The following is a 26,783-nucleotide window of genomic DNA, read 5'->3' as shown; positions in this document are numbered from 1 at the left end:
ACCCTAGAAGCGTTATTATAACGTCTTTTCTAGGGTTTTTTGCTGTTCTTAAGGTTTGTAAAATACCTTAAATAAAATTACTGAATCGTTATATCCCCTATAGTTAGGCACATAATTAAAATTGTTTTCCATGCTTTTTAGACAAAATACTTTTTAATATAGGCCTTAAATTTACGTACCTTTTCTTCTGTTATTTCAATAGTCCACATAGCTTTTTTCCTTGTTATATTATTTAATTTAGATTGCCTCATAATTACTACTCACCCTTTCATTATAAATATAGATAAGTTCGTTTTAATGTGTCCCTCTAATCAATGCATTACAATGTAATATTTACAGTTTCATCCTTAAATTGGTATCATTTACTTGTTAAGGGGGAAAATTTATGAGTTTAAATATGTATTTGGGAGAAGTACAGACTCAAACAGAAGGTATGAATGCTTTCTGTACCGCTACCATTCAAGGTATGGAACAAGCCATTCAGTCGATTGACGCTTTTGCAATTGATACTGTTCTGCAAGGACAAACATATAGTAGTGCAAAAGCATTTTTTGTACAAACCTTTCGTCCTTTAGCACAGGGAATTATTTACTTATGTGAGGAATTAATCCGTCAGAATGATGCCTTTCCGAGTCAATTTCAATCACAAGTCGCTTCCACAGATGTAATCGAACAAGAAATATTAGAACAAATTCGAGAAATTGATCGAATGATAGCAAGTACGGAAGCGATCAACCAAACTATGCCAATACCAGGTATGGATGCTATGGTAAACCTTTTTGCTGTCATGAGGCGTAAACTGCAAGAAAAGTTAGAACACCTATATGAATTTAATCAAACATCTAGCGATAACTATAATACAGCAATTCAATTAGCCACTAGCATTGCGACAGGTTTAGCCGAAGTCCAAAGTGGAAAAGGGTTTAGTCCTGCAAGTGGTACATTTAGTACGCAAGGATTGAATATGGAATGGGCAGCTTCAATTCAAGCGATTGGAGAAGAAAGGGCACGTCAGGCTGAAAACCATCTAAAGAGTAGTTCAATTGAAGAAGGGGCAATGTGTGGTCCATTAAACAGTGAGAAAAAAGATGAATCTTTACTGGATAAGTTTAAACATGGTGTTGAAGATTTTTATAGGAAATATAGTAAAATAAAAGCTGTCACTGATGATAAAATTGCAGCTGCGTTTGAAAAAGCTGGATTAGGTGTGCCCTATCATATAAAAAAAGGAATGGACAACGCTTTAGGTGGTGAATTATTAGGAATTGCAAATGCAGCTCTCCATCCAATAAATACATTTAATGACACGATTGAAGCTTTTTCTGATCCAACCGGAACATTCAATGCGATAAAACAAACAATTTCCGATTCTTGGAATCGTGATGTTACTAATGGAGACTGGAATAGTCGAGCTGAATGGTATGGAAATGCAATGGGGCATGGTATGTTTGCTGTTGCCGGAACAAAAGGTGTAGATAAAATTTCAAAAGTAGGTGAGGTAGCTGCTATGACAAGCCTTACTAAAGGGGAATCTCTTATAACTAATTCCTCAGCATACAGAAATGCGCTACATATACTAAATAACTATGAGTTCAAGGCTGGTAATCACCTCTCATATGCAGGAGTTGGAAGTATCCAACAGTATTTGCAGAAAGCAGCTCCATATACTTATGAAGGTCCAAATGGCCCTAAGACAATAAGATTAAGAAAAGGTGAGTTAGCAGGAGATAAACATCCTGTTACAGGTATTCCATATGATGCAGATGGGTTCCCTATTTTTAAATCTAAGGGTGAGGTAATCCTAAAAGAGGCAGACTTCAAAAAATCTAGAACAACACATTTTAGAAAATGTAGTAAAGCATTATACGAACAAATAATAAAAGACCCTGATTTAGCTTCAAAATTTACGAAAGAAGAAATTCAAATGTTTAAACAAGGTGAAACACCAAAGCATTACACTTGGCATCACCATCAAGATACTGGTAGAATGCAACTTGTAAATTATCAGATACATCACGATACCGGCCATACAGGTGGGTATCGAATTTGGGGAAAAGATAGCGATAAATAAGGAGTGGCAAAAATGAACAATATTACATGGTCCTTTATGAGTAAAACACCAGTTACAGACGAAGAAATCCAAAAGGTAGAACAATATTTTAATATTAAATTACCCAACGATTTTGTTGCGTGCGTGAAGAAATATGACGGGGGATACCCTAACCCAAAAGTATTTGATGTACTAGGACAAAATGAAAATGTATTCAGTGACCTCTTAACTCTTCATATAGAAGATAAATATTCAATTGTCCAAAACTATGAAGGTATAAAAGATAGATTAGTTGATAAAGTATACCCTTTTGCTAGAGACCCGTTTGGTAACCTTCTATGCTTTGATTACCGAAATAATCCCGAAGCCCCAACCGTTGTATTTTGGGACCATGAGGAAGAAGAGATGGAAGAAGCAATTTACCCTGTTTGTTCATCTTTTACAGAATTGCTGGATAGCTTACGCGATTTTGAAGACGACGAATAAAAGAAAAAAGAAGAACTTAATGAATATGTAAACCAATTTAATAATAGTGGTGTGCCTCATCCCGCTCCAAGCGATATAATCTTTTGGGATTTTAGAGACTTAACACCAGAAGAACTAGTAGAGATTGCGTTGAATTACAAAGAAGAAGAAGAAGAAGAAAAATAAAATATTAAAGTACAAGCCGCCCCCCTAAAAATGAGCGGCTTTCTTCATTACCTAATCCATTTTATACTGTTTTATTCGATCTAATGTTAGCCAGCGTACCTTCTTCTAAGCCAGTCAATGCTTCAAACATATCTTCACGTAGACTTAATTGATACTCACTTGAAAGTTCTTCTAAAATGCTATTCCCATCAAAAACATCATTTAGTTCTGTATGATGAATTAAAGCTCTATTTATCATTCATACACTTTGCTATTACTGATTCACTATATATAAAATAAAAATCATTTTTCATCCTCTTGTTTTTCCACATATACATAAGCATCTTTCGAATTTTTGTGTACATCGCTTTGTGTATTCTCCGCAAGCTGACCAGCATGTAGCAGAGAAAATATAATAAGCGCTTCTAGTGACATTTTTTATACACCCCTTTCTGTTATATGGCATACATATATATTACTCCTAGCGTGTGACTTCTGTATGAACATACGAAAAAGTTTAAGACAAAAAGGCTTTGAGGAATAAATCCTCAAAGCCTTTCTGTCTTATATGTTCTATTTCTTAATAACGAATTAAGAAATATTTCTTTTTACCGCGGCGAATGATTGTGAATTTCCCTTCGATGCGATCTTTTTCTGTGACAACGTAATCTAATTCTTGTGTGCGCTCACCGTTTATATAAATCGCACCGTTTGTAACATCTTCACGTGCTTGACGTTTTGATGGAGAAATTTTGCTTTCTACAAGTAAGTCAATTAACCCTGTATCTTCTGCGCTGCGGTCTACAGATGGTACATCTTTGAAGCCTTGTTCAATTTCATCTGCTGTTAATTCTGCTACAGAACCACTAAATAAAGCTGCAGAAATTTTAATTGCTTGTTCTAATGCTTCTTCGCCGTGAACAAGCTTTGTCATTTCAGAAGCTAATGCTTTTTGTGCTACACGTTTTTCAGGTGCTTCAGCTACTTGTTTTTCTAAATCAAGAATTTCTTCATGAGATAGGAATGTGAAGTATTTTAAATATTTCACAACATCGCGGTCATCTGTGTTAATCCAGAATTGATAGAACTCGTAAGGAGTTGTTTTCTCTGGGTCTAACCAAACTGCACCGCCTTCTGTTTTTCCAAACTTCGTACCGTCAGATTTTGTAACAAGTGGAATTGTTAACCCGAATGCTTTCGCATCTTCTTCCGATTTACGGATTAATTCAAGTCCCGCTGTAATGTTACCCCATTGGTCACTACCACCAATTTGCAGACGGCAACCATGGTTTTTATATAAGTTTAAGAAGTCATATGATTGTAAAATCATGTAACTAAATTCCGTAAATGAAATACCAGTTTCTAAACGAGATGCAACTGTATCTTTTGCTAACATGTAGTTTAAACCGAAGTTTTTACCGATGTCACGTAAGAATGTAATAACATCTAAGTTGCCAAGCCAGTCGTAGTTATTTGCCATTACTGCTGGATTTTCTACATTTTCAAATTCTAAGAAGTTTGAAAGCTGTTTTTTAATACTTTCAGTGTAGTAAGCAACTGTATCCTTCGTATTTAATGTACGCTCTGCTTTTTTACCACTTGGGTCCCCGATCATACCAGTACCACCACCTACAAGTGCGATTGGTTGATGACCAGCTAATTGAAAGCGACGCAACATTAAAATCGGTAACATATGTCCGATGTGTAAGCTATCTGCTGTTGGGTCAAAACCACAGTATAATTTAACGCTTTCTTTTTCTAATAATTGTTCTAAACCTTCAGCATCTGTTTGCTGATTAATCAAACCGCGAAACTCAAGATCTTGTAAAATATTCATATTCTACATACTCTCCTTTAATGTAATGTGGCGTGAAATGTGAAAACATAAAAAAATCGCCCCTCAAATAAGGGACGATTTTGATCATCGCGATACCACCCTAGTTGCAGGCCAAATAGCCTACCACCTCATTCACATAACGGCTCATCACCGTCTTTTCCCTTTTGAATCTAATCTAATTCAATCGAAAAAAGATGCTCGAGGGGCGTAATTCGCGATCATCTATGTGCTGATTTCCACCGACCATCAGCTCTCTAAAACAGGGAAATGATCACTACTTCTCCCTTTCCACGCTCAATTATTTATATACTTTTCTTTATACCATCATTTATATAAACATGTCAAATGAAACCGGAAATTTATTCCAACACTTATTTTTTACAAAGTTGTCACCCATATCGTAATTAGAGAAAGAATAGGGATACCCGCTAATAATGAAAAATGAAATACAATCGACAAATCGATATAATTATTTATTTGTTTCATTCCAACCCTTTCTCATTATATATTTCTGTTGTTTCACTTTCATATATTTCAAATAATCAATTGAATTTATTAATTAATATGTATTAATTAAACAACTGAAATTTGCTGTATCGATTGAAACTCTGGTGCATCTCACTGCTCTTTAATCACTCTGCGTTTCAAAGTCATCATCTCTAAAAAAGCAATCGCTCTCCCGCGGCGAAAATTCTTTAGACCACAGTGTTATTCCTTTCCTTTGATGCTCTTCTTTGCATAGCCTTTTCAATACGTATATATAACATAAAAAGAAAAGTATGAACGAAGTGACGTTCATACCTTTCTTTTTTAATCTTCCATCGTTGATAAATCACCTGTTGGTAAGTTTAACTCCCATGCCTTTAATACGCGTCGCATAATTTTACCACTTCTTGTCTTCGGTAATTTATCTCTAAATTCAATTTGTCTTGGCGCTGCATGAGCTGCTAGACCTTTTTTCACAAATTGACGAATATCTTCTTTTAATTCATCAGATGGTTCATACCCTGCGCGAAGTGCAATAAACGCTTTAATAATTTCCCCTCGTACTGGATCAGGAATACCAATTACACCTGCTTCCGCTACCGCAGTATGCTCAATTAATTTACTTTCTACTTCAAACGGACCAACACGTTCACCCGATGTCATAATAACATCGTCAATACGTCCTTGGAACCAAAAGTAACCATCTTCATCCATATACGCAGAGTCGCCTGATACATACCAATCGCCTGGCATGAAGTATGACTCATACTTTTGCGGATTGTTCCAAATCCCACGCATCATCGCTGGCCATCCCTTCGCAATTGCCAAATTACCCATTGTGTATGGCGGTACTTCATTTCCTTCATTATCAACAATCGCTGCTTTTACGCCTGGAATTGGTTTCCCCATTGACCCTGGGCGAATTTCCATACAAGGATAGTTACAAATCACTTGTCCACCGGTTTCTGTCATCCACCACGTATCATGAATACGAAGGCCAAAAGCGTTCATCCCCCAGCGAATCACTTCTGGATTCAACGGTTCACCAACACTTAATACGTGACGAAGTTCGGATAAATTATATTTTTTAATCGCTTCTTGTCCAGCCCCCATTAACATTCGGAATGCTGTTGGCGCGCTGTACCAAACTGTCACGCCGTAATCTTCTAGTGCCTCATACCAAGCTTCAGGACTAAAGCGCCCGCCTAAGATAAGATTCGACGCTCCTACTAACCATGGCGCAAAAATACCGTAAGCAGTTCCTGTTACCCAACCTGGATCAGCTGTACACCAATATACGTCATCTTCTTTTAAATCTAGCACCCATTTAGCTGTTTGATAGTGCTGAATCATTGCATTTTGTGCATGAAGAACGCCTTTTGGTTTACCAGTCGAGCCAGATGTATAATGAAGAATCAGGCCATCTTCACGGTCTAACCATTCGATATGTAATTCTTTTGAAGCCTGTTCAAACAGCGGATTAAACGCTACGATTTTTCCACCTTCTTCTACATTTTCTCCAACAAGAAAGACTGTTTTTAAAGCCGGTAAATCATTTAATGGTACGCGTTCTAACAATTCAGGAGTTGTAATTAACACCTTCGCTTCGCTATCTTCTAAACGATCGCGTACTGCACCTTCCATAAATGCTTCAAATAACGGACCAACAATGGCCCCTAACTTTACTGCACCAAGAAGGGCAAAATATAGTTCTGGGGAACGCGGCATAAAAATAAAAACGCGATCTCCTTTTTCCACATCACCGTAATTTTTTAAGACATTTCCCGCTTTATTAGAAAAATCTTTCATTTCTTTAAATGTATATTTCTCTTTTCGAGAGCCATCTTGATAATACAGGGCAACTTTATTTTTTCGTTCAGATTTTACATGCTTGTCAATTGCCTCATACGCCATATTTACTCGGCCCGTTTCATGCCAAGAAAAATGTTGATGAACCTCTTCCCAGTTAAAATGGGCGTATGCTTCTTTATAATTTAGTAAATTATGTTCTCCTTTAATAACAGGAAGCGTTTCCATTTTCATACTTTACATCCCCTCCCTATATATTCTATTATCTATTATAATAACATTATTTAAAATTTTCAGTATATTTGTTATTTTTTTGACAAATTTTTAATGACAAAATTCGATTCACATCGCATATCGTATAAAGTACGATGTATAGTAGATTCACAAACCCTCAAGGCGGTGAGTAAAAAGTTGATTCATAAAAAAATATATAATGCTAGAAACTTAAAAACATCTAAAGGAACTTTAATAATTGAAGGTCCTGTTTCTACCCATAATCTTGAAACATATGAGTTCCATCCCGATTTAGTTGCGTTTCGCCCTGCCGAGCAACAATATAAAGCCATCGTTGCAATTTCTAAATTACCAGAAGCTCGCATTATTATCGCTCGGCATGACCATACAATTATCGGATACGTTACATACTTATATCCTGATCCACTTGAAAGATGGTCAGAAGGGAATATCGAAAATGTAATTGAACTTGGAGCGATTGAAGTTGCTCCAGCATTTCGTGGCTGCTCTGTCGGAAAAAACTTACTGGAAGTTTCTATGATGGATGATAACATGGAAGATTATATTATATTAACGACTGAGTATTACTGGCATTGGGATTTAAAGCAAACTGGTTTAAATGTTTGGGAGTATCGAAAAGTAATGGAAAAAATGATGAATGCTGGTGGTTTACAATGGATGGCTACAGATGATCCAGAAATTTGTTCTCATCCTGCTAACTGTTTAATGGTTCGCATTGGCAAACGCGTCGACACCAATTCTATTCAAGCATTTGACCGTCTACGTTTCCAGAATCGATTTATGTACTAAAAAGGGGGCGAATGGAATGATTGTAGAAGAAATTATGAATCAAGATGTTATCGCACTGCATCCAGATGATACAATCGAAACCGCGATCCGAACAATACGTACAAAAGGGATTCGGCACATTCCAATTATCGATCAAAATACCCAAATAGTAGGCATTATTTCTGATCGAGATGTAAGAGATGCAAGTCCGTCTATCCTTGATGAGCAAGTTTCACTCGATATGTTAAAACAACCGCTTCACCTCATTATGAAACACCCTGTTAGGACTTGCCATCCTCTTGATTTCGTTGAAGAAATTGCAACATTATTTTTCGAAAATAAAATCGGTTGCCTTCCTGTCACAAAGGCTGGAAAATTAGTGGGCATTATTTCTGAATCTACAGTACTGCATACATTAGTAAAATTAACAGGAGCGCATCAACCAAGTTCTCAAATTGAAATTCAAGTAAAAAATGAACCTGGTATTCTCGGAAAAGTAGTTACTATTTTTAGTGATCTACAAATAAACATTGTAAGTGTTCTCGTCTACCCAGCAAAAGATGAGAATGAGAAGGTGCTCGTTTTCCGCATTCAAACGATGAATCCTCTAAGAGTGATTGAAGCACTTGAAAAAAAGGGGTATCACGTCTTATGGCCAAACAGTATGGGGATGCAAGCATGAAAAGTGTATTCGTGTATTCAGATAAATTTCAGGGCTATTCTTTTAGCCCTGAGCATCCTTTTAACCAACTTCGTGTAACACTTACATATGATTTATTAGTAAAGAGTGGGTTTTTATCCCCTTCTCAAGTCATCCCACCCCGAATGGCTACAGATGAGGAAATTGCACTCATTCATACAGAGGACTATATCAATGCGGTAAAACGCGCTGGAGAAGGCCATTTAGAACAATCAATCGCTATGACATATGGGCTTGGAACTGAGGACACTCCCATGTTTCCTCATATGCATGAAGCAAGTGCATTGCTTGTTGGCGGTACATTAACAGCTGTAGATGCTGTTATGTCTGGAAAAGCAACGTGTGCATTAAACTTAGGAGGCGGACTACATCACGGATTCCGCGGAAAAGCATCCGGCTTTTGTATTTATAACGATAGCTCGATTGCGATTAAATATTTACAACAAAAATACGGTCTTCGCGTGTTATATATTGATACGGATGCCCATCATGGCGACGGTGTCCAATGGTCTTTTTATGATGATCCAAATGTTTGTACCATCTCACTTCATGAAACAGGCCGATATTTATTCCCTGGAACTGGTGCAGTGAATGAAAGAGGACAAGGTGTAGGATATAGCTATTCTTTCAATGTTCCACTCGATGCCTTTACAGAAGATGAGTCTTTTTTACAGTCTTACCGTACTGTTGTAAAAGAAGTCGCCGCTTATTTTAAACCAGATATTATTGTAACGCAAAATGGCGCCGATGCGCATTATTATGATCCACTTACACACCTTTGTGCAACTATAGAAATTTATCGAGAAATTCCAAAACTCGCTAATGAAATTGCAAATGAATATTGCGATGGGCGCTGGATTGCCGTTGGTGGCGGTGGCTATGACATGTGGCGCGTTGTCCCAAGAGCATGGGCACTCATATGGATCACAATGAACAACATCCAAAACATCTCAGGTTATCTCCCTCCAGAATGGATTGAAGCGTGGAAAGGACAAGCTGAAACTGAACTTCCTCTCACATGGGAAGACCCTAACAACATGTACAATCCTATCCCTCGAAAAGCAGAAATTGAAGAAAAAAATGCACTAACTGTCGCAAAATCTCTCGAAATCATTCGGAATAATACAAAAAAATCATTGTATTAGATCATAAAGAATAGGAGATTTTTTCCTATTCTTTTTTCAAAGAAGATAATATTTTATGTAGAATTGATAGCTTGTACATATATTTCATGGTACTTTTGAAATCTTTCCAAGAGGAAATGGAGAACTCCTTTGTATGACACATCATTACTGACAATTTCATAAGACTGAGGATGTCTTTGCAGAAAGCTTTATTCCTACTCATCAAGTATTTCTTATTAATATGAAATAACATAGATTTGAAAATTCCATTCATCATTTTATCCCAAGAGTATTAACCTTTCTTTTATTGTTTGATACAAAACTTGTTATTAACAATCTAAAAGAATTAAAATTGTAATAAATAGTAAAACTGTTACTATGCTCTAAAACACTTAAATCACATAATTTGGATAATATAGAATAAAACGGATACACTTTTCTGAATTTACTTTCATTCTCATTTCCTCTTTATTTCTAATATAAACTTCTATAAAATATGGTGAGGAATTATAATCTTCATATTAAATTTAGAGAGGACGGGCATAACGTATGTGGAATGAGTTTAAAAAGTTCGCTTTAAAAGGGAACGTCATGGATTTAGCTGTCGGGGTTGTAATTGGTGGTGCGTTTGGTAAGATCGTTTCTTCATTAGTAAGTGATGTGATCATGCCATTAGTTGGATTACTACTTGGTGGAGTAAACTTCACAGGACTTTCCTTTACATTTGGAAAAGCTGTAGTAAAATATGGTGCATTTATTCAAACTGTTGTTGATTTCTTAATCATTGCATTCTCAATCTTCTTATTCATTAAATTATTCAATAAGTTAACATTCAAAAAAGAAGAAGAAAAGAAAGAAGAAGTACCAGAACCAACCAAAGAAGAAGTTCTTCTTGGCGAAATTCGCGATTTATTGAAACAACAAAATGCTTCTAAAGATCGAGCATAATAAAATGATAAAAGGCATGCCCATATGGGACATGCTTTTTTTATATCTTATAACGTTTCAGAATTCATATGAATAAAAAAAACAATACCAGCAACCATTAATACCATCATACTACCAGCAAATAATGTAATGCCGATAAATACAAAGTTTGTACTCCATTCCGCTGAAACATGTTCAATGAAAATAGAAGATACATATGTGATAAGGGCGATTCCGGCAAGAATACTTCCTGGAACAAATCGCTTTAAACCAGTTTGTTTTAACGTCATATAAGCAAAAAAAGCAGTCATACAAAGCGTAATAATCCAAAGAATGATCATCTCTTCCCCTCCTCACAAGCCTTTTCTTTCTATTATACATGACATTGTGTATTTATAGGGAATTTTGATTCTAGATCATACAGAGAACCCTATCATGTCTCTTCCATATTCTCCTTCAAATGAGACAATCCAAATTCATATAAAAGAGCATCCTAATTTCTTGTATTTTAAAGCTGAATTTAAGTTCCCCTTTTTCCTGTTTCACTATTCTCAGTTGAACTTCTCGTTTAAAGGCGGACACCTTATCGGCGGAGATAACAAAAAAACTCACAGCGCCGCGCTGTGAGTTTTTTTCCTTACTTCGTCGAATTTCTAAATTGAATGCGATGAGGTAAGATAACTGTATGATCTTCTACTTTTTCTTTATTCATATATTTTGTAAGTAAACGCATCGCTACTGCACCGATGTCATACATTGGTTGTACGACTGTTGAAAGCTGTGGGCGCACCATTAATGCAAGGCGTGTATTGTCAAATCCAAGCACTTCTACATCTTCTGGTACACGTAAGCCAGCGTCTTGTGCTGCATGGATGACACCTAATGCCATTTCATCGGAAGACACGAAAATTGCTGTTGGTTTTTGATCAAGTGCCCAAAGTTTTTCAAATGCTTCTAAACCTGAATCATATGTGTAATCTCCATCAATTACAAGTTTTTCATCATATGAAATACCAGTTTCCTCTAAAGCTTTTTTATACCCTTGTAATTTCTTTGCGCTTCCTGCCTTATCAACGAAAGGACCTGATACGAAACCAATTCGCTTATGACCTTTTTCTAAGAAATACTTTATTGCATCATAAGCTGCTTGTGTATAATCAATATTTACTGATGGCGTTTCATTCTTCTCATCAAATGATGCCGCTAATACAATCGGTACTGGAGATTTTTTAAATTCTTCGACATGAATATCTGTAATATCCTCACCCATGAATACAATCCCATCTACTTGTTTACCTAGCATTGTATTTAATAAGTGGAACTCTTTTTCTTTATTTTGATCCGAGTTACTTAAAATAATATTATATTTGTACATTGTTGCAATATCTTCAATCCCACGTGCAAGTTCTGCATAGAATGTATTGGAGATATCAGGAATAATAACCCCTACTGTAGTTGTTTTTTTACTTGCTAAACCACGCGCTACCGCATTTGGACGATATCCTAAGCGGTCAATTGCTTCTAATACTTTCTTTCTTGTTGTAGGCTTTACATTTGGATTACCGTTTACAACACGTGATACAGTTGCCATTGAAACATTCGCTTCACGCGCTACATCATAGATTGTTACGTTCATCTTTTCGCACACTCCTTCTATCTATGTTATCTATTTTTATGTATCGGTTCACTTGAATGAAAAAAAGACATCAACTCTATTTGAAGATGCCACCAATCGTCCCGAGTCCTTTTACTAATGATACGATAAAATTGCAGACTCATACAATATGTTCCCGCAAAAGTTCTGAAAAAATTCGCTTCTTTTCTCGTATTTTCGTATTTTTCATGTGAAAAAGGACATTTTCTGCAAAAAGTCTATGCGAGAAATATCGCATAGACAAACATTCCTTACGATCTACCACGAAACGCTTTTAGTTCTTTCATAAACTCATTAAACTCCGGAATATCCATTTGCTGTGCTGAATCCGATAATGCAACAGCTGGATCCGGATGCACTTCAGCCATAACAGCATCAGCACCGATTGCCATTGCTGCTTTTGCAGTTGGTAATAGAAGGTCACGGCGCCCTGTAGAATGCGTTACATCTACTACAACAGGTAAATGTGTCTCCTTCTTCAAAATCGGCACAGCGGAAATATCTAGCGTGTTACGAGTTGCCTTCTCATACGTTCGAATGCCTCGTTCACATAAAATAATATCTCCATTCCCTTGTGCCATAATATATTCTGCGGCATAAATAAATTCTTCAATAGTAGCTGATAAACCTCGTTTTAATAATACTGGTTTCTTTACAGCACCGGCAGCTTTTAATAGTTCAAAGTTTTGCATATTGCGAGCCCCAATTTGAATTACATCTACATAATCAAGAGCCATTTCCATATCGTTTGGATTTAAAATTTCGCTAATGACAGCTAAATCATATTCATCGGCAACTTGTCGCAAAATTTGTAATCCCTCTAAACCAAGACCTTGGAAATCGTAAGGAGATGTACGAGGTTTAAATGCACCACCGCGCATTAATTTTAATCCTTGTTCCTTTATCGCTTCCGCTACTTGACGCACTTGTTCATAACTCTCTACAGCACATGGTCCCATAATAAAGTGCGGATTCCCATCACCAATTCTCTCACCTTTAATCGTAACAATTGTATCCTCTGGCTTTTTCTTACGAGAAACAAGAAGCGCCTTGCGATGATCATCTTCTTGTAACTCTAAGCTCATCTGAAAAATTTGTTTAAAAATATGTTGAAGTGTTGATGTTTCAAACGGGCCATTATTATGTTGTGCAATTAAATCGAGCATATTTCTTTCACGTACAGGATCAAATTTCATAATCCCTTGCTCTTCTTTTACTTTACCGACTTCTTGAACAAGACGGCCCCTTTCATTTAAAAGCTCTAACATTTGCATATTTATTTCATCAATTTGAGAACGTAAACGATCTAATTCTTGTGATGCCATAGGAAGCCACCTCTTTCTCAGTTGTATATTTATATATTGGTTTCATTATCTTATTATCACGTTTAAGCTAACTTATTATAACGAATAGACGTCAGGTTGTCACATGATATACATTGGCATTTGGAATCGTTCCCTCATTTATTAGTTCCGTATATACAATCTCTAAAAACTCAATCTAAGAAAATTATAATGATTTTTTTCAAAAAAGAAAGAAGCGAGCCTCTTCACTCACTTCTTACTTGACGTTCTCTTTCAGTACTTCTTTTTTAATATTCCAATGCGATGTATGCCATACCGCCATACCATCTTTTATGTATAACACTTGTGGTGATTCATGTGTAATCCCAAAATGTTCAGCAATGCGATTGGAAACATCTCGTGCATCCTGTATGTATAAGTAATATGCGGCAGTTTCATCGTTCTCCTTACAATAAGCTTGAAATTCCGTATATGCTCCTTGGCTAATTGGGCATGTTGTACTATGTTTAAACAAAATGTATGGTTCCGCTGTTTCTACTAATGCTTCAAACTCTTCTATTGTTTCGATTTTTTTCATGCTCATTTTACTCACCTTTCATACGGATCGGCAGTCTCGAACGCTTTTCTTTCTTTTCTACCTTCTCTAACTTTCTCTCTTCTTTTTCTCTTTTTTTCTCATGTCGGGTAGCACGGAAATGATTGTACACTTCAATCGCTGCACTGCTCCATTGAACAACTTGAGCAACTTTATCTGCATTATTTTCAATTTCATTTGTAACTGAATTTGATACATTACGAAGTTTCGTATTTAAAGAATGAATTGTCGTTCCAATTCCATCTACGCCTTCTACTACTTTATTTAATGATTGTGACTTTTGTTGAATATCATCAGCTAATGCATTTGTTTTATGTAATAACTGCTCTGTTTCTACGCTTATTCCTTGCATTTGCTTTTCTAATCCCTCTAGTGTACTCGCAACATTTTCTAGCGTTTTCTGTAATGATAATAACGTTCTACATGCATAAATTACCAATACAGCAAATGCTACTGCGATAATAGCTGCACTTACGTATAAAAGAACTTGCATCTCATCACTTCCTTTATCTTTTTCATACTTTCTCCTATTATACAATCATTTTCCGTTTCATTCTAACCCTTACAATTTCGTTCGAATTTTCTTATTTATATGTCAACTGTAACATAAACTATTAAACAAATTCCAGCAAGTAGGGTACAATAACAATGTATACATAATTCATTAGGGGAGGCTTTACATATGAAAGATCCACGTATTGAAAAATTAGCATACAATTTAATTAACTACTCGATTCGCTTACAAAAAGGCGAAAAAGTATTAATTGAAAACTTTGGCTTGCAAAGAGAACTTGTAACTGCACTTGTAAAAGAAGCATATGCAGCTGGCGGGTTTCCATTTGTCTCTTTAAAAGATCACGCGGTAGATCGCTCTTTATTAATGGGTGCTACAGAAGAACATTTCGAACAAATTGCAGCATATGAAGCAAGCGTAATGAAAGATATGGACGCTTATATCGGTCTTCGCTCTGGCGATAACATTAATGAACAAGCTGACGTTCCAAGTGAACGAATGAAAATCCACGGTCAAACAGTTGGTAAGAAAGTTCATAGAGATATCCGCGTTCCAAAAACACGCTGGGTTGTTCTGCGCTACCCAAATGCGTCTATGGCGCAACTTGCAAAAATGAGTACAGAAGCGTTTGAAGACTTCTACTTCGAAGTATGTAACTTAGATTACGGTAAAATGGACAAAGCGATGGATAGCCTTGTTGAACTGATGAACAAAACAGATAAAGTTCGCTTAACTGGTCCTGGAACTGATTTAACATTCTCTATTAAAGACATTCCAGCTATTAAATGCTCTGGTCATTTAAATATTCCGGATGGCGAAGTATACTCTGCACCAGTTCGCAATTCTGTTAATGGTACAATCTCTTATAACACACCATCACCATATAATGGTTATACATTCGAAAACGTACAGCTGAAATTTAAGGATGGAAAAATTATTGAAGCAACTGCAAATGATACAGATCGCATTAATAAAATTTTCGATACAGATGAAGGTGCACGTTACGTTGGCGAATTTGCAATCGGCGTAAACCCATACATCCTTCATCCAATGGGTGACATTCTATTTGATGAAAAAATCGACGGTAGCTTCCATTTCACACCTGGACAAGCATATGATGATGCATGGAACGGGAACAACTCTAACATCCATTGGGATTTAGTATGCATTCAGCGTCCAGAATACGGCGGCGGTGAAATTTACTTTGACGACGTATTAATTCGTAAAGATGGTCGTTTCGTTGTACCTGAATTAGAAGCGTTAAACCCAGAGAACTTAAAATAGCATTAAAAAACGCTCGGATATCATTCCGAGCGTTTTTTTCAATTCATCTCTATTTTCACCTGTGGATTCTCTTTCTCAATCAATGCTAATAACTGATTCATATCTGTTGGCATTGCAATCATATGTACTTTATATTGATTCGTTGTAATTTCAAGAGATTTCCCAACTTGGCGTACCACTCTTACATCTGATAACACAATATCATCATTCAATATCCCATACTTCAGTACACCATTTTTCACAATATGTTTTTTTATAAAGACTTCCCAGACGAGCGGAACATTGACAATAAAACAAATTCCCATTCCAATTAATGCTGTCCCCCAATTCTCTTTATTCATCACAAACAGCATAATGGGATAAACAACCATAATAATGAACATTAGAATGACAACAATCATAATCAGTTTGCTTCTTTGAATAGAAATTTCCATACCATCGCCCCTAACTAAATAATACCATATTTTACAGTTTAACCTATAAAACTTTCTAGTAATACAAATTCCTCATCGGATTTTCTTCCACTCTGAAGCTAACAAGCTATAGACTGCTATATCATGAAAATGGTCATACAACCATTCTTCCTCTCGTAAAATACCATCTAATCGAAACCCAAGTCGTTCCGGAACCGCACGGTTTTTCTTATTTTGTACTCCACAATGAATTTCCATTTTATTTAGTTTTAAATCTTCAAAGCCATAGCGAAGTACCGCTTTTACACTTCTCGTTATAATCCCTTTCCCCTCTGCCTCTTCTGCAAGGTAATACCCAAGACTCGCCGCTTTCTTCTCCCAGCTCACTGGATGAATGCTTACCATCCCAACAAGCTTTCCTTTATAACGTATACCACTTTCAAAACCACCTCCCTCTGCAAATTTCTTTAACCACCTCGGAAAAATGTCATCATACGCATCAGCCGATTTCGTGCCATCTACCCAAGGAAGCCATCTTCTTAAATGATTACGGTTTTGATTTATTAATTGATATAACTCTTCTTTATGATGCTTCTCTAATAATTGTAGTTCAATTTCGTCATCTACTCGGAGTGTGAACATATTTACACCCCTTTTTTTCTTATTATTCTAACATCTATTGTTAAAAAATCCCCCTCAACATATCAGCATTTTGACAGGAGATATCGGCTTCCCAACATCTTTCGACACCACATATACTACAAATCACGCACTAAAAAAGACGCATAGCCACCGCTATGCGTCTTTTTTTTACTTCTCAGCAACTTGCACTTCTTTTATATAAGCTGCTTCGAATTTTTGAATGTCGCCTGCGCCCATAAAAATAAGAACGCCGTTTTTATGTTTTTTCAGTATATCTGTTGTTGTATCTGTAATTAATTCTGCACCATCAATGCGTTTTTGCAAATCTTCAATTGTTAATTCACCTTTGTTTTCACGTGCTGATCCAAAAATGTCACATAAATAGACTTGATCAGCTTTACTTAGGCTTTCTGCAAACTCATCTAAAAACGTCTCTGTACGTGAAAATGTATGCGGCTGGAAGATAGCGATAATTTCACGCTCTGGATACTTTTGATGAGCCGCTTCAATCGTTGCATTAATTTCTGTCGGATGATGTGCATAATCATCAATAATGACTTGGTCTCTCACCGTTTTTTCATTAAAGCGACGTTTTACGCCTTCAAATGTTGTTAATTGATGTTTCACAACTTCGACATCGATATTTTCATAATGGCAAAGCGCTATTACTGCTAATGCATTTAATACGCTATGATTTCCGTATCCTGTAATTTTAAATGTTTCATAATACGTATTACGAACGAATACGTCAAATACAGTACCGTCTGTTCTCTTTTGAATGTTACGAGCTTGGAAATCATTATCTTCACCAAATCCATAGAAAATAACAGGTACTTTCGCTTGAATTTTTTGAAGTTCTTCATCATCACCACATGCAATAATTCCCTTTTTCACTTGAAGTGCCATCTCTTGGAATGCATGAAATACATCATTAATGTCTGCAAAATAATCCGGATGATCAAAGTCAATATTTGTCATAATTGCATAGTCTGGATAGTAAGACAAGAAATGACGACGATATTCACAAGCTTCAAACGCAAAATACTTACTATTTTCTACCCCATGTCCCGTTCCATCGCCAATCAGATAAGATGTCGGGTTAGCACCTTGCATGACATGGGCTAACAAACCTGTTGTTGATGTTTTTCCATGCGCACCTGTTACAGCAACACTTGTATACTGACTCATAAGGTTTCCTAAAAAGTGATGGTAACGATGGACTGGAATATTTAATTCTTTCGCTGCCATAATTTCTTCATGCGTATCAGGAAATGCATTTCCTGCAATAATCACTTGTCCTTCTTTAATATTGTTTTTATCAAAAGGAAGGATTGAAATACCACGCTTTTCCAATGCTACTTGTGTGAAGAAACGCTTTTCATAATCAGAACCTTGAACAGTATTCTTCATGTCATGAAGAATTTGTGCTAATGAACTCATTCCTGTTCCTTTAATTCCTACAAAATGGTAAACTGTCATCTTAAAGAACCTCCAACATTTCGAACTAATACAACGGCCTATCTATAAGACAGTATATGAATCTTTTCTTATTTTGGTAATCATCATACATTTCCGATAAAGCGAACCTTTTTTAGCTCTCATTAATCAAATGCATACGTGCTTCGTTTTATGTCCATAACAAAACTATTATAGCAAAAAACAAGCCGTTATACTATGATAACAGAAAAACTGATAGGGTCAATCACCTATCAGTTTTTCTTTTTTATTTCTCTTCTTTTTTTCTAATTGAACGCGCTCAAGACGCGGATTCGGACGGTATTTACGCCCAGCTTTCGCTTCCGGCTTTCCATTTAATTCCACATTATCGCCAGTAAAGCCGATATTTATTTTCAGTAAGCTACTGCCCACTCCGTATAGGTCTACAGGAACATTTTGCGCTTCAAATTCACGAATACGTTTCTCATCAAATCCGCCAGTTACAACAATATCTACATGTTGGAACCCTTCCTCATCAAGCGCCTTCCGCAGTGCAAAAACAAGCGATGGATTTACACCACGTGGGTCAAATGTTCCAAGTACCTCTGGATTACGGATAAAATATTGATCAATCATTGTACGTGATGTATCAATACGTACACCTTTTAATTCTGAACCGAATTCACGTGCAACACGAAGACCATCTGTAATTACATCATTGTTATAGTCAATTAGTACAACGAGATCATCTTCTGGAAACTTTTTATGATAGGCTCTGGCAGCTTCAACAACATCTCCATTAAACATTTGGATTAATGCATGCGGCATTGTCCCCATTCCACTTTTGCCCCACCATTCATTCATTGCATGCGTTGCCTGTGCACTCATACCACCGATGTATGCTGCGTATCCATCACCAGCTTGCTGTGTGTAATGATCATCACGATCCCCCATAAAAATAACAGGTTTTTCTTTTTGACCGCTACGAGCAGCTTGTACAACATTATATACATTTGTTGCTACAGATGTACGTCGGGCTAAAATCCCATCGATTACACCTTCTAAAAATCCAAAATACTCATAAGGTCCTGTGATTGTCAAAACTGTTTCAAACGGCTTAATTTTGTCTCCATCCTTTAAAGAATGAATTTCTAACTCTTCTGGATGTGTCGCAAATGTTTGTAACAATGCAATTACCTCATCTGTTCCGCAAAGCACTGCATTCTCTTTTTGAAAAAACTGCATGGTTACAACACTTTTCGGACGAAATTCTTGAATAATATCACGAGTCTTTAAAAAGTAAACAGCAGAGAACCATCCTTCTCCAACTCGTTCATCAAATTTAAATGTTTTATTTGTTAATCGATTAATTTCACCTTTTAATTTTAATTCGATTTCTTTCATGTCGTTTTACTCCCTACTTTACTATCCAACATTTTCTCTTAGTATACAGCAAAACCGCTTCCTATACATGAATTTCCTGCATAGCAGCAAATTCATCCTCTGAAATTAGGACATCTCTCGGTTTCGTTCCTTTTGCTTCAGATATAATCCCTTGCGCCTCCATCTCTTCAATAAGACGTGCTGCACGATTATAGCCGATACGGAATTTTCTCTGTACAGAAGATGTAGAAGCTCCCCCTTGTTCTACAACAAATTGACATGCATCAAAAAATAATTCGTCTTCCACTTCATGTTGTTCTGTTTTCGCTAATAAATCTTCTTGCTTAAATAAGTAATTTGGTTTCATTTGTTTTTTCACATGTTCAACTGTTTTTTCAATTTCATCATCTGATACGTACACACCTTGCACACGTACTGGCTTAGATGTACCATTTCCTAAAAATAGCATATCACCGCGTCCTAGTAATTTTTCTGCTCCTCCAATATCAATAATCGTACGAGAATCAACTTGAGATGATACAGTAAACGCAATGCGCGTTGGAATATTAGATTTAATTAATCCCGTAATAACATCTACAGATGGACGCTGCGTAGCAACTAATAAATGAATACCGCAAGCACGTGCTTTTTGAGCGATACGACAAATCGCTTCCTCTACGTCACCAGGAGCCACCATCATTAAGTCTGCTAACTCATCAATAACAATAACAATATATGGCAATGTTTCACCTGGAATTTCTCTTTCACTTACGATTGTATTATACCGAGTTAAATCGCGAGCTCCCGCATGTGCAAACAGCTCATAGCGTCGTTCCATCTCATCAACCGCCCATTTTAATGCCGCTGTAGCAGCTTTTACATCTGTAATAACAGGGGCTACAAGATGCGGAACAGAGTTATATGGTGCAAGTTCGACCATTTTTGGATCAATTAACATGAGCTTCACTTCATGAGGTTTCGCCTTATATAAAATACTCGTTAAAATCGCATTAATACAAACACTTTTCCCAGACCCTGTTGCACCGGCAATTAATCCATGAGGCATCTTTCTAATATCTGTTACAATTGGTGCCCCCGAAATATCAAGCCCTAGTGCAACCGTAAGCGGTGACTCACTCTTTGTAAATACTGGACTTCTTAAGATTTCTCTTAAAAAGACTGGCTTACTTTCTTTGTTTGGAACTTCAATCCCAATCGCACTTTTTCCTGGGATTGGCGCTTCGATCCGAATATCTTTTGCAGCCAAACTTAACTTAATATCATCACTTAAATTTGTGATTTTATTTACTTTCACACCCGGGTCAGGCTGTACTTCAAAACGGGTTACCGCTGGTCCTTGTGAAACATTGATAACATGTGCCCCAACATGGAAATTATTAAACGTCATATCTAGCAATTGTTTTTGTTCGTCTAACCATTCCGTATTATCTAATGTTGTTTGCGTCGGAATCGTGAGCAATGTTAATGGCGGCATCATGTATTCCGGAGGTGTTTGCAATACGTTACGAACATCATTTTCTCTTTTCGCTATAACATACTCTTTTTCACTAGAATTTGCTGTAGAATCCTTCATTTGTTGCACAGATTGCTCAGTTCCTTGTGCTTTTTCTTCTACTTGTTGGACTGGCTTCTCTTCGACCTGTACTTCTTCTGCTTGTTGTACTGCATTCATTCTTGCTATACGCTTTTCCATTAGTTTTCTTCTATCTTGTTTTAACATAACAACATTAAATGGTATATGCCGTTTTTTCTCACGTTTTGGTTCTTCTGTTTGCACAACAGACTGAGTGCCTTCTTTTTCTTCAATTAAGGTGTTCGCAAAGCTTTGAACATCTTTTTTCGTCTGTTCAAGGCTTTCTGAAGTTAACGCAATTTGTTTCTTATCCTCTTGAAACTCCATTACTTCCTGCTGGGCAACGTATTCAGTGGTACTTTCTATTTCCTTAGATTCTTCTTGTAATTGCTCCACATCTTTTGTTTCTATTTCCACTTCTGCTTCCATTTCTGCTTCCGCTTCTTCTTTTGCTTCTACTTCTATTTCTGCTTCCACTTCTTCTTCCGCTTCTGCTTCTATTTCTGCTTCCACTTCTTCTTCCGCTTCTGCTTCTATTTCTGTTTCCACTTCTTCTGCTTCTGCTTCTATTTCTGCTTCTATTTCTGCTTCCGCAATTGTAACTATTTGTGTAGGTTCTGAAGATGAAACTTCTTCTGAAGAATCTTCTGTTTCAATCACAATCGTTTCTACAAGTGCTTCTTCCGACTTTATAATTACCGCCTCTTCAGCAGCTTTTTTCTCAACTTGTTCTTCTATGTTTTTCGTATCTATAGCCTCTGATTGCAGAGCTTTTCGATAATCCTCCGATAATGCCACTACTTGTTGCTCTGACTCAAAGTCATCTGTTTGCTGTTCTATTAAGTCATCTGAATTTTCTTCCAATAAAGAAGCTTGACGTTCTATTTCATAGCTGTTTTTCTCTAACCACTCATCAACAACTGATTTTCCTTCTTGTTTACTTGCCTCTTGATTATCCGCTACTGTTCCCTCTTCTTTAGGAAAATCGCGTACTACTTGTTCTTCGGAAAAATAGGAGAATGTATATCCCTTCTTCTCTAACCAAGCATCAACAACTGATTTCCCCTCAACAGATATTTCAAGGTCTTCTCTCTCTTTTTCTTCCTCTTGTACAATCTTTTTTTCTACTGAAGGACGATGATATCCATAAATAGGAGAGATGATTTCTGTTGGACGAAATGGTCTTCGATTATTTTCTTGTGCTGGTACAGATGTTGGTTGAACAAACGGCTCTGGCACTTCTTCTGATTGATGCACAAATTTTGATTCTGTATATGTAGAAGTTGTTTTTTGCTCTACATATCTTTGCCGATGTCTTTCCGCTTTAACAGTTCTATGAATAGGTTGCACTTCAAAACTTGACGGCGCTTCTACATCCTCTTGATCCAATCCACCATCTGGTATTAAAGGAAAACGGCATTTCACACCTTGATTTCGGCTTGCCATTTGTGCTTCTCTTTCTTCAGTGTAGTGGTTTACACGAGGAATTTGGGGCTGACTTTCAGTTCTTTTCGATACTTCTTTAAACACTGCTGTTTTTTCTTCCTGATGTTCCTCTTTGTTAAACAGCTTTTTCATCCAATCTAACATGCTTACCACTCTTTCTACTAAATAGTAACATTCTTTATTGTATCAGCATTCAGCAAAAAGTGCAGGTAAAATTACGCCCATTTATATGACAAGTCATATTCCAAACCTTTTGTAAACTTTAAAAAAATAGCAGTCTTATATAAATAGACTGCCGCTTGTCGCTTACGCTCTATATTCTTTTGTACTTTATTTATCTTGAAGTTGATTGATAATTTCATTTATACTATCAGCTATACAGACTGGTTCCCATATTTCCCTCCCCTTGTTTGCTGTATAAATTGGATACAACGCATTATCAGTATCTACAAAAATAGGATCCCCCATATCTGTTTCATAGCCGATAACAATCCAGCTCTCTTTCCATTCCCCTTCATTCTCACCTATAAGCGAATGATTATTTTTATCATATCGATAACCAATTTGTCCTTTTTCTATTTCGTCTTTATGAAACAAATAGATTTCGTAGGAATCGATTTCAACATCATGTTTTTTTGTAACTTCAATTCTCTCAAGAAGTTCTTTTATTTTCTGTTGTTGCATCATGTACGCTAACCCCTTTTGTTTTTCTAAATTTTAACTAATTTGGTTTCACAATACAATATACTTTATAAAGGAAAGCGTGACAATATAGCGACATTTCAGCAAAATAAGGCCACTGCTGAAAACGATTGATTTATATTCATGAGAAGTTGTATATGTCGTAATTTGTTGGTAAATCGATATTCCGTGTCGAATCGCCGATATCTTTCAACTTGCGCCGATAAATGGGGAGACTTCGCCGATAAGTAGGGCTGCATCGCCGATAACTTCTTATAAATAGGAAAAGGAGTCTATCACCTACTATATACAGGCGATAGACTCCTTTTTTACACTCAATTAAAACTTGAATTCTTGTCCAATCTCATAGCTATCTTCTAATACAAGAATTCCTTTTTCCTGTGGTGCATCTGGTAGTTCTAACTCACGAGCAGAGCAAAGCATACCAGCAGATGGAATTCCGCGTAATTCAGCTGGTTTAATTAGCATGCCACTTGGCATAACGGCACCAATTTTCGCAACAACTACTTTTTGTCCTGCCTCAACGTTTGGTGCACCACATACAATTTGTAATGTTTCTGTGCCAACTTCAACTTTACAAATACTTAATTTATCAGCATTTGGATGTTTTTCTTTTTCTGCTACATAACCAACAACAAATTTTGGTGAAAAATCTGCTTCTACTCTTTCTTCAAAACCGTTCTTCGCTAAAATTTCGTTAATTTTTTTAACAAGTTCTTTTGTTAAAGTAATATTCCCTGTTTCTTTTATTTCCATATAAGAAGAGACACCAAAGATGTTAAATCCTGCTGTCACATTGCTTTCACGATCATAAATACGCGCCACATCTCCTTTGCGATCAAATGTGCGGTTCTCTAAAGCAATATCTTGCAAGGCAACAATTAATGTATCTCCAATTCCTTCATGGTTGTAAAAAACGTTCACTTTGTTCATCCTTTCTCTTTTCCATTCGTCTTCTTCCGATTTTTCGCTAAAATAAAGATTGGTTCAAACTCACCATCTTCATATATAAATGAAAGCGATGTAATTGGAACATGACCTTCAGCAAAAAATTTCATTGTCATTTGTGCAATAATATCATAACCGATTTCGTTCATGATATCAGCAATAATTAACACATCTTGATGCGGAACAGCCACTACCATATCGCCTGAAATTTTTTCACGCATAGATTGTAACAGCGATTCATTTAAAATACGACTCGCATCATAACCATCATTTGTGTTCAAGAAATAAAATGTGTTTCCAGCTACTTGATCTTGTTTAAACTCATAATTTAATGAACGAACATTAAATAATGCCATTTCACGCACTTGCTGTTCTGTTAACCCTAATTTTTGTAACAAACGTTCATCTATTAAACGGTATGTTTTATTGGAATCTAATGCGTAATAAATGCGTGTTTCTGCTGTATGTTCTGTCATAATAAATGGATTTCCTTCTTCCGCTTCTTTCGGGAAAGAAGTGGACCGAATAACCGGAAATATTTTCCCTGATTGATTTTCTTCTTTATGCATAGCAAGCAACGCTTCTGTTACGTAATATACAACATCTTCAATTGCAGCTTCTTTTTTCACTTCCCATTTTGCGACAACTCCTGGAAGTGAAACGTTAATCCCTTTTTTCGTATCTTTTTGCTCAATTCTTAGCACATCTTTTTCACTATCATAATGAAATTCCCACTCTGGGCGAGCTAACCTTTCCATTAACTCTTTTTTCATCTTCTTATTTGTCATTTTCATTTCGCTTTCCTCCCTTCCAAAAAAATAACCTCCCCGCGAAGGTAGAGGTTATTTCACAATTTTATTAACAGATTGCTTTATTTTAACCCTTCAATAAACGCTTCGATTTGCTCTTGTGTTTTTCGCTCTTTGTTCACATAGCGACCAATCTCTTCGCCTTTATTGTACGCTACAAAGCTTGGAATGCCAAATACATCTAATTTCACGCAAAGATCGATAAATTCATCACGATCTACATAATAAAATGAAAAGTTACTGTATGTCTCTTCTACCTCTGGCATAAATGGATCAATAAAACGGCAGTCTGGACACCAATCTGCTGAGAACATAAAAATAACGTTTTCCTCATTTTTTAACTCTTGAAATTGCTCCATACTTTCTAAAGTCTTCATCTATATTTCCTCCTCTAACGAAGTGCATCGTTTCATACTATAATCTTTCTTTTATACTACCATACATCGTGTGCTGTGCAAGGTTTATGCTTGCTTTTCATTATACTTATATTGTCCAATTAATAGCTTTACAACATGAACAAATAGCGCTGTACGATCCACATAATGATCTGTAAAAATTCCGATTGCTCCTTCATGGCTTCGAATATCTTTTCGCTTAACAAATTCTTCCATAACTTCACTTAACTCTTTTCCCGCTTCAAGAGGATCAAGGAAATCATCTGGCAGCTTAACCCGAGCACCTCCTGCAACAAACATTTTCCCCGTACTCGTTGCTAAAGCACCCCAGTTACATAAAAACAATCCATGCTTCGTTTTCATTACGCCACCTTCTAATCCAAAGCCAATATCTGCTTTGGTTTCCTCTACTGCTCGCTTCGCTCTATTCATTGCTCCTTGCATCGTTTCCTCATCAGAAAAAGGCTGCGATGCTACTCCCGACGGAACAGAAATGGCGATAATGTCCGCATCTTTCCATACTTCCTCTACTGCTCCTACTTTTGTTTGATTTTTCGATCCAACTGCTATTTTCATCTCTTCCACCTCTATCTCTATATACCCCTTTGTCCGAGTGAAGCATCGTATGATTTGCCTCACAATTCATACTCCACATTCCGTCACCTGTATCTCTTTCTAAATGTTGCTTATCATTTATATATCAACAAGATTTTCCGGGGACTGTTTAAGTTGACTCAAATCGGGTCTGACTTCACTCCAACTTCCCTTCATTTTTTTACCATAGTGCGCTTTCAAATGATAGATTACAAAGCGATCTGCTTCTTTAAGTGCACTGGTAGCTAAAGAAGATTTTCCTCCATAAAAACATTGAGATTCACTAAAAATAGGATACCGATAATGGATACGACAATTCCAATCATTATCCATGTTTTCGACATATAGTTCCTTCGCTATTCATTTTATTTCTTTTGAACTACCCCCACTTAACACTCTTACGAGCTGTTTGAAGTGGGAGATTCCTAAGAACACCAACCTAACGGTTAGTTATTGATTAGGCTATCCCCGTAGTCCCTACGG

Annotated in this window: 26 protein-coding genes, 1 pseudogene and 1 other annotated feature; of the genes and pseudogenes, 8 read left to right on the top strand and 19 right to left on the bottom strand. The window is 36.5% G+C overall.

The window, feature by feature from the left end; all coding sequences use genetic code 11:
• The first annotated feature begins 385 nt into the window (after positions 1–385).
• The 3 genes and pseudogenes from MR059_RS02845 to MR059_RS22435 form a co-directional block, all read left to right on the top strand.
• Positions 386–2,071, top strand: a complete 1,686-nt coding sequence (locus MR059_RS02845; RefSeq protein ID WP_012095786.1) for an HNH endonuclease — start codon at positions 386–388, stop codon at positions 2,069–2,071.
• A gap of 12 nt (positions 2,072–2,083) precedes the next feature.
• A complete protein-coding gene (locus tag MR059_RS02840; RefSeq protein ID WP_012095787.1) occupies positions 2,084–2,536 on the top strand; it encodes an SMI1/KNR4 family protein in 453 nt (150 codons plus the stop codon).
• Between the two features lie 6 nt (positions 2,537–2,542).
• Positions 2,543–2,701 (top strand): annotated as a pseudogene (locus tag MR059_RS22435) (bacteriocin immunity protein); the annotation flags it as partial.
• A 61-nt stretch (positions 2,702–2,762) separates the two neighbouring features.
• On the opposite strand, the gene MR059_RS02835 reads toward MR059_RS22435, so the two are convergent.
• The 4 genes from MR059_RS02835 to acsA all read right to left on the bottom strand — a co-directional run bounded on the left by MR059_RS02835 (position 2,763) and on the right by acsA (position 7,046).
• On the bottom strand, positions 2,763–2,939 hold the full coding sequence (locus MR059_RS02835; RefSeq protein ID WP_012095790.1) for a hypothetical protein: 177 nt from the start codon (positions 2,937–2,939) through the stop codon (positions 2,763–2,765).
• A 44-nt stretch (positions 2,940–2,983) separates the two neighbouring features.
• A complete protein-coding gene (locus MR059_RS02830) occupies positions 2,984–3,115 on the bottom strand; it encodes a hypothetical protein (protein WP_012095791.1) in 132 nt (43 codons plus the stop codon).
• A gap of 145 nt (positions 3,116–3,260) precedes the next feature.
• Positions 3,261–4,517 (bottom strand): tyrosine--tRNA ligase, encoded by a 1,257-nt coding sequence (gene tyrS / locus MR059_RS02825; protein WP_012095793.1) that lies wholly within the window; start codon positions 4,515–4,517, stop codon positions 3,261–3,263.
• Between the two features lie 67 nt (positions 4,518–4,584).
• Positions 4,585–4,817: a binding site (T-box leader), on the bottom strand.
• A 510-nt stretch (positions 4,818–5,327) separates the two neighbouring features.
• Positions 5,328–7,046, bottom strand: a complete 1,719-nt coding sequence (gene acsA, locus MR059_RS02815; RefSeq protein ID WP_012095794.1) for an acetate--CoA ligase — start codon at positions 7,044–7,046, stop codon at positions 5,328–5,330.
• 177 nt (positions 7,047–7,223) lie between these two features.
• Between acsA and MR059_RS02810 the strand changes: the two genes are divergently transcribed.
• The 4 genes from MR059_RS02810 to mscL all read left to right on the top strand — a co-directional run bounded on the left by MR059_RS02810 (position 7,224) and on the right by mscL (position 10,607).
• Entirely contained in the window at positions 7,224–7,856 is a 633-nt protein-coding gene (locus MR059_RS02810; RefSeq protein WP_012095795.1) for a GNAT family N-acetyltransferase, read from the top strand.
• Between the two features lie 16 nt (positions 7,857–7,872).
• On the top strand, positions 7,873–8,517 hold the full coding sequence (locus MR059_RS02805; RefSeq protein ID WP_012095796.1) for an acetoin utilization AcuB family protein: 645 nt from the start codon (positions 7,873–7,875) through the stop codon (positions 8,515–8,517).
• Positions 8,514–9,680 carry an acetoin utilization protein AcuC gene (locus MR059_RS02800; protein ID WP_012095798.1) on the top strand — a complete coding sequence of 389 codons (1,167 nt, stop codon included), beginning with the start codon at positions 8,514–8,516 and terminating at the stop codon, positions 9,678–9,680. Before MR059_RS02805 ends, MR059_RS02800 begins: the two co-directional genes overlap by 4 nt.
• Positions 9,681–10,208: 528 nt before the next feature.
• Positions 10,209–10,607 (top strand): large conductance mechanosensitive channel protein MscL, encoded by a 399-nt coding sequence (mscL, locus tag MR059_RS02795; protein WP_012095799.1) that lies wholly within the window; start codon positions 10,209–10,211, stop codon positions 10,605–10,607.
• Between the two features lie 47 nt (positions 10,608–10,654).
• Here mscL and MR059_RS02790 read toward each other — a convergent pair whose 3' ends face one another.
• The 5 genes from MR059_RS02790 to MR059_RS02770 form a co-directional block, all read right to left on the bottom strand.
• The gene (locus MR059_RS02790) at positions 10,655–10,927 is read right to left on the bottom strand and encodes a DUF3917 domain-containing protein (protein ID WP_012095800.1); all 273 of its coding nucleotides are present in this window, start codon (positions 10,925–10,927) and stop codon (positions 10,655–10,657) included.
• 296 nt (positions 10,928–11,223) lie between these two features.
• Positions 11,224–12,222: a catabolite control protein A gene (ccpA, locus tag MR059_RS02785; RefSeq protein ID WP_012095801.1), complete on the bottom strand. Its 999-nt coding sequence runs from the start codon at positions 12,220–12,222 to the stop codon at positions 11,224–11,226.
• Between the two features lie 269 nt (positions 12,223–12,491).
• On the bottom strand, positions 12,492–13,565 hold the full coding sequence (locus MR059_RS02780) for a bifunctional 3-deoxy-7-phosphoheptulonate synthase/chorismate mutase (RefSeq protein ID WP_012095802.1): 1,074 nt from the start codon (positions 13,563–13,565) through the stop codon (positions 12,492–12,494).
• 235 nt (positions 13,566–13,800) lie between these two features.
• Complete coding sequence (gene ytxJ, locus MR059_RS02775) at positions 13,801–14,127, bottom strand: bacillithiol system redox-active protein YtxJ (RefSeq protein ID WP_012095803.1); 327 nt, start codon at positions 14,125–14,127, stop codon at positions 13,801–13,803.
• 1 nt (position 14,128) lies between these two features.
• The gene (locus MR059_RS02770; protein ID WP_041810072.1) at positions 14,129–14,677 is read right to left on the bottom strand and encodes a DUF948 domain-containing protein; all 549 of its coding nucleotides are present in this window, start codon (positions 14,675–14,677) and stop codon (positions 14,129–14,131) included.
• Between the two features lie 144 nt (positions 14,678–14,821).
• Here MR059_RS02770 and MR059_RS02765 point away from each other — a divergent pair, with 144 nt between their 5' ends.
• Entirely contained in the window at positions 14,822–15,937 is a 1,116-nt protein-coding gene (locus MR059_RS02765; RefSeq protein WP_012095805.1) for an aminopeptidase, read from the top strand.
• 38 nt (positions 15,938–15,975) lie between these two features.
• Here the strand turns inward: MR059_RS02765 and MR059_RS02760 are convergent, their stop codons facing one another.
• The 10 genes from MR059_RS02760 to MR059_RS02715 form a co-directional block, all read right to left on the bottom strand.
• On the bottom strand, positions 15,976–16,371 hold the full coding sequence (locus MR059_RS02760; protein WP_012095806.1) for a PH domain-containing protein: 396 nt from the start codon (positions 16,369–16,371) through the stop codon (positions 15,976–15,978).
• A 72-nt stretch (positions 16,372–16,443) separates the two neighbouring features.
• Entirely contained in the window at positions 16,444–16,992 is a 549-nt protein-coding gene (locus MR059_RS02755) for a GNAT family N-acetyltransferase (RefSeq protein WP_012095807.1), read from the bottom strand.
• Positions 16,993–17,160: 168 nt separating this feature from the next.
• Positions 17,161–18,471, bottom strand: coding sequence for a UDP-N-acetylmuramate--L-alanine ligase (gene murC / locus MR059_RS02750; protein ID WP_012095808.1), 1,311 nt, complete (start codon positions 18,469–18,471; stop codon positions 17,161–17,163).
• 219 nt (positions 18,472–18,690) lie between these two features.
• Positions 18,691–19,833, bottom strand: a complete 1,143-nt coding sequence (locus MR059_RS02745) for a nicotinate phosphoribosyltransferase (RefSeq protein WP_012095809.1) — start codon at positions 19,831–19,833, stop codon at positions 18,691–18,693.
• 61 nt (positions 19,834–19,894) lie between these two features.
• Positions 19,895–22,996 carry a DNA translocase FtsK gene (locus MR059_RS02740; protein WP_242161522.1) on the bottom strand — a complete coding sequence of 1,034 codons (3,102 nt, stop codon included), beginning with the start codon at positions 22,994–22,996 and terminating at the stop codon, positions 19,895–19,897.
• A gap of 186 nt (positions 22,997–23,182) precedes the next feature.
• Positions 23,183–23,539, bottom strand: a complete 357-nt coding sequence (locus tag MR059_RS02735; protein ID WP_012095811.1) for a hypothetical protein — start codon at positions 23,537–23,539, stop codon at positions 23,183–23,185.
• Between the two features lie 333 nt (positions 23,540–23,872).
• On the bottom strand, positions 23,873–24,487 hold the full coding sequence (ytpR, locus tag MR059_RS02730; protein WP_041810073.1) for a YtpR family tRNA-binding protein: 615 nt from the start codon (positions 24,485–24,487) through the stop codon (positions 23,873–23,875).
• Positions 24,484–25,296, bottom strand: a complete 813-nt coding sequence (locus MR059_RS02725) for a DUF1444 domain-containing protein (protein ID WP_012095813.1) — start codon at positions 25,294–25,296, stop codon at positions 24,484–24,486. Before MR059_RS02725 ends, ytpR begins: the two co-directional genes overlap by 4 nt.
• Before the next feature lie 77 nt (positions 25,297–25,373).
• Positions 25,374–25,688 (bottom strand): thioredoxin family protein, encoded by a 315-nt coding sequence (locus tag MR059_RS02720; RefSeq protein ID WP_012095814.1) that lies wholly within the window; start codon positions 25,686–25,688, stop codon positions 25,374–25,376.
• A gap of 84 nt (positions 25,689–25,772) precedes the next feature.
• The gene (locus tag MR059_RS02715) at positions 25,773–26,282 is read right to left on the bottom strand and encodes a DUF84 family protein (RefSeq protein WP_041810074.1); all 510 of its coding nucleotides are present in this window, start codon (positions 26,280–26,282) and stop codon (positions 25,773–25,775) included.
• Between the last annotated feature and the right edge of the window lie 501 nt (positions 26,283–26,783).

Origin of the sequence: Bacillus cereus group sp. BfR-BA-01522 (genome assembly GCF_022662635.1) — a bacterium.
Taxonomy (GTDB): Bacteria; Bacillota; Bacilli; order Bacillales; family Bacillaceae_G; genus Bacillus_A; species Bacillus_A cytotoxicus.
The sequence above is the reverse complement of the archived record's forward strand: the minus strand, read 5'-3'. Positions and strand labels throughout refer to the sequence as shown.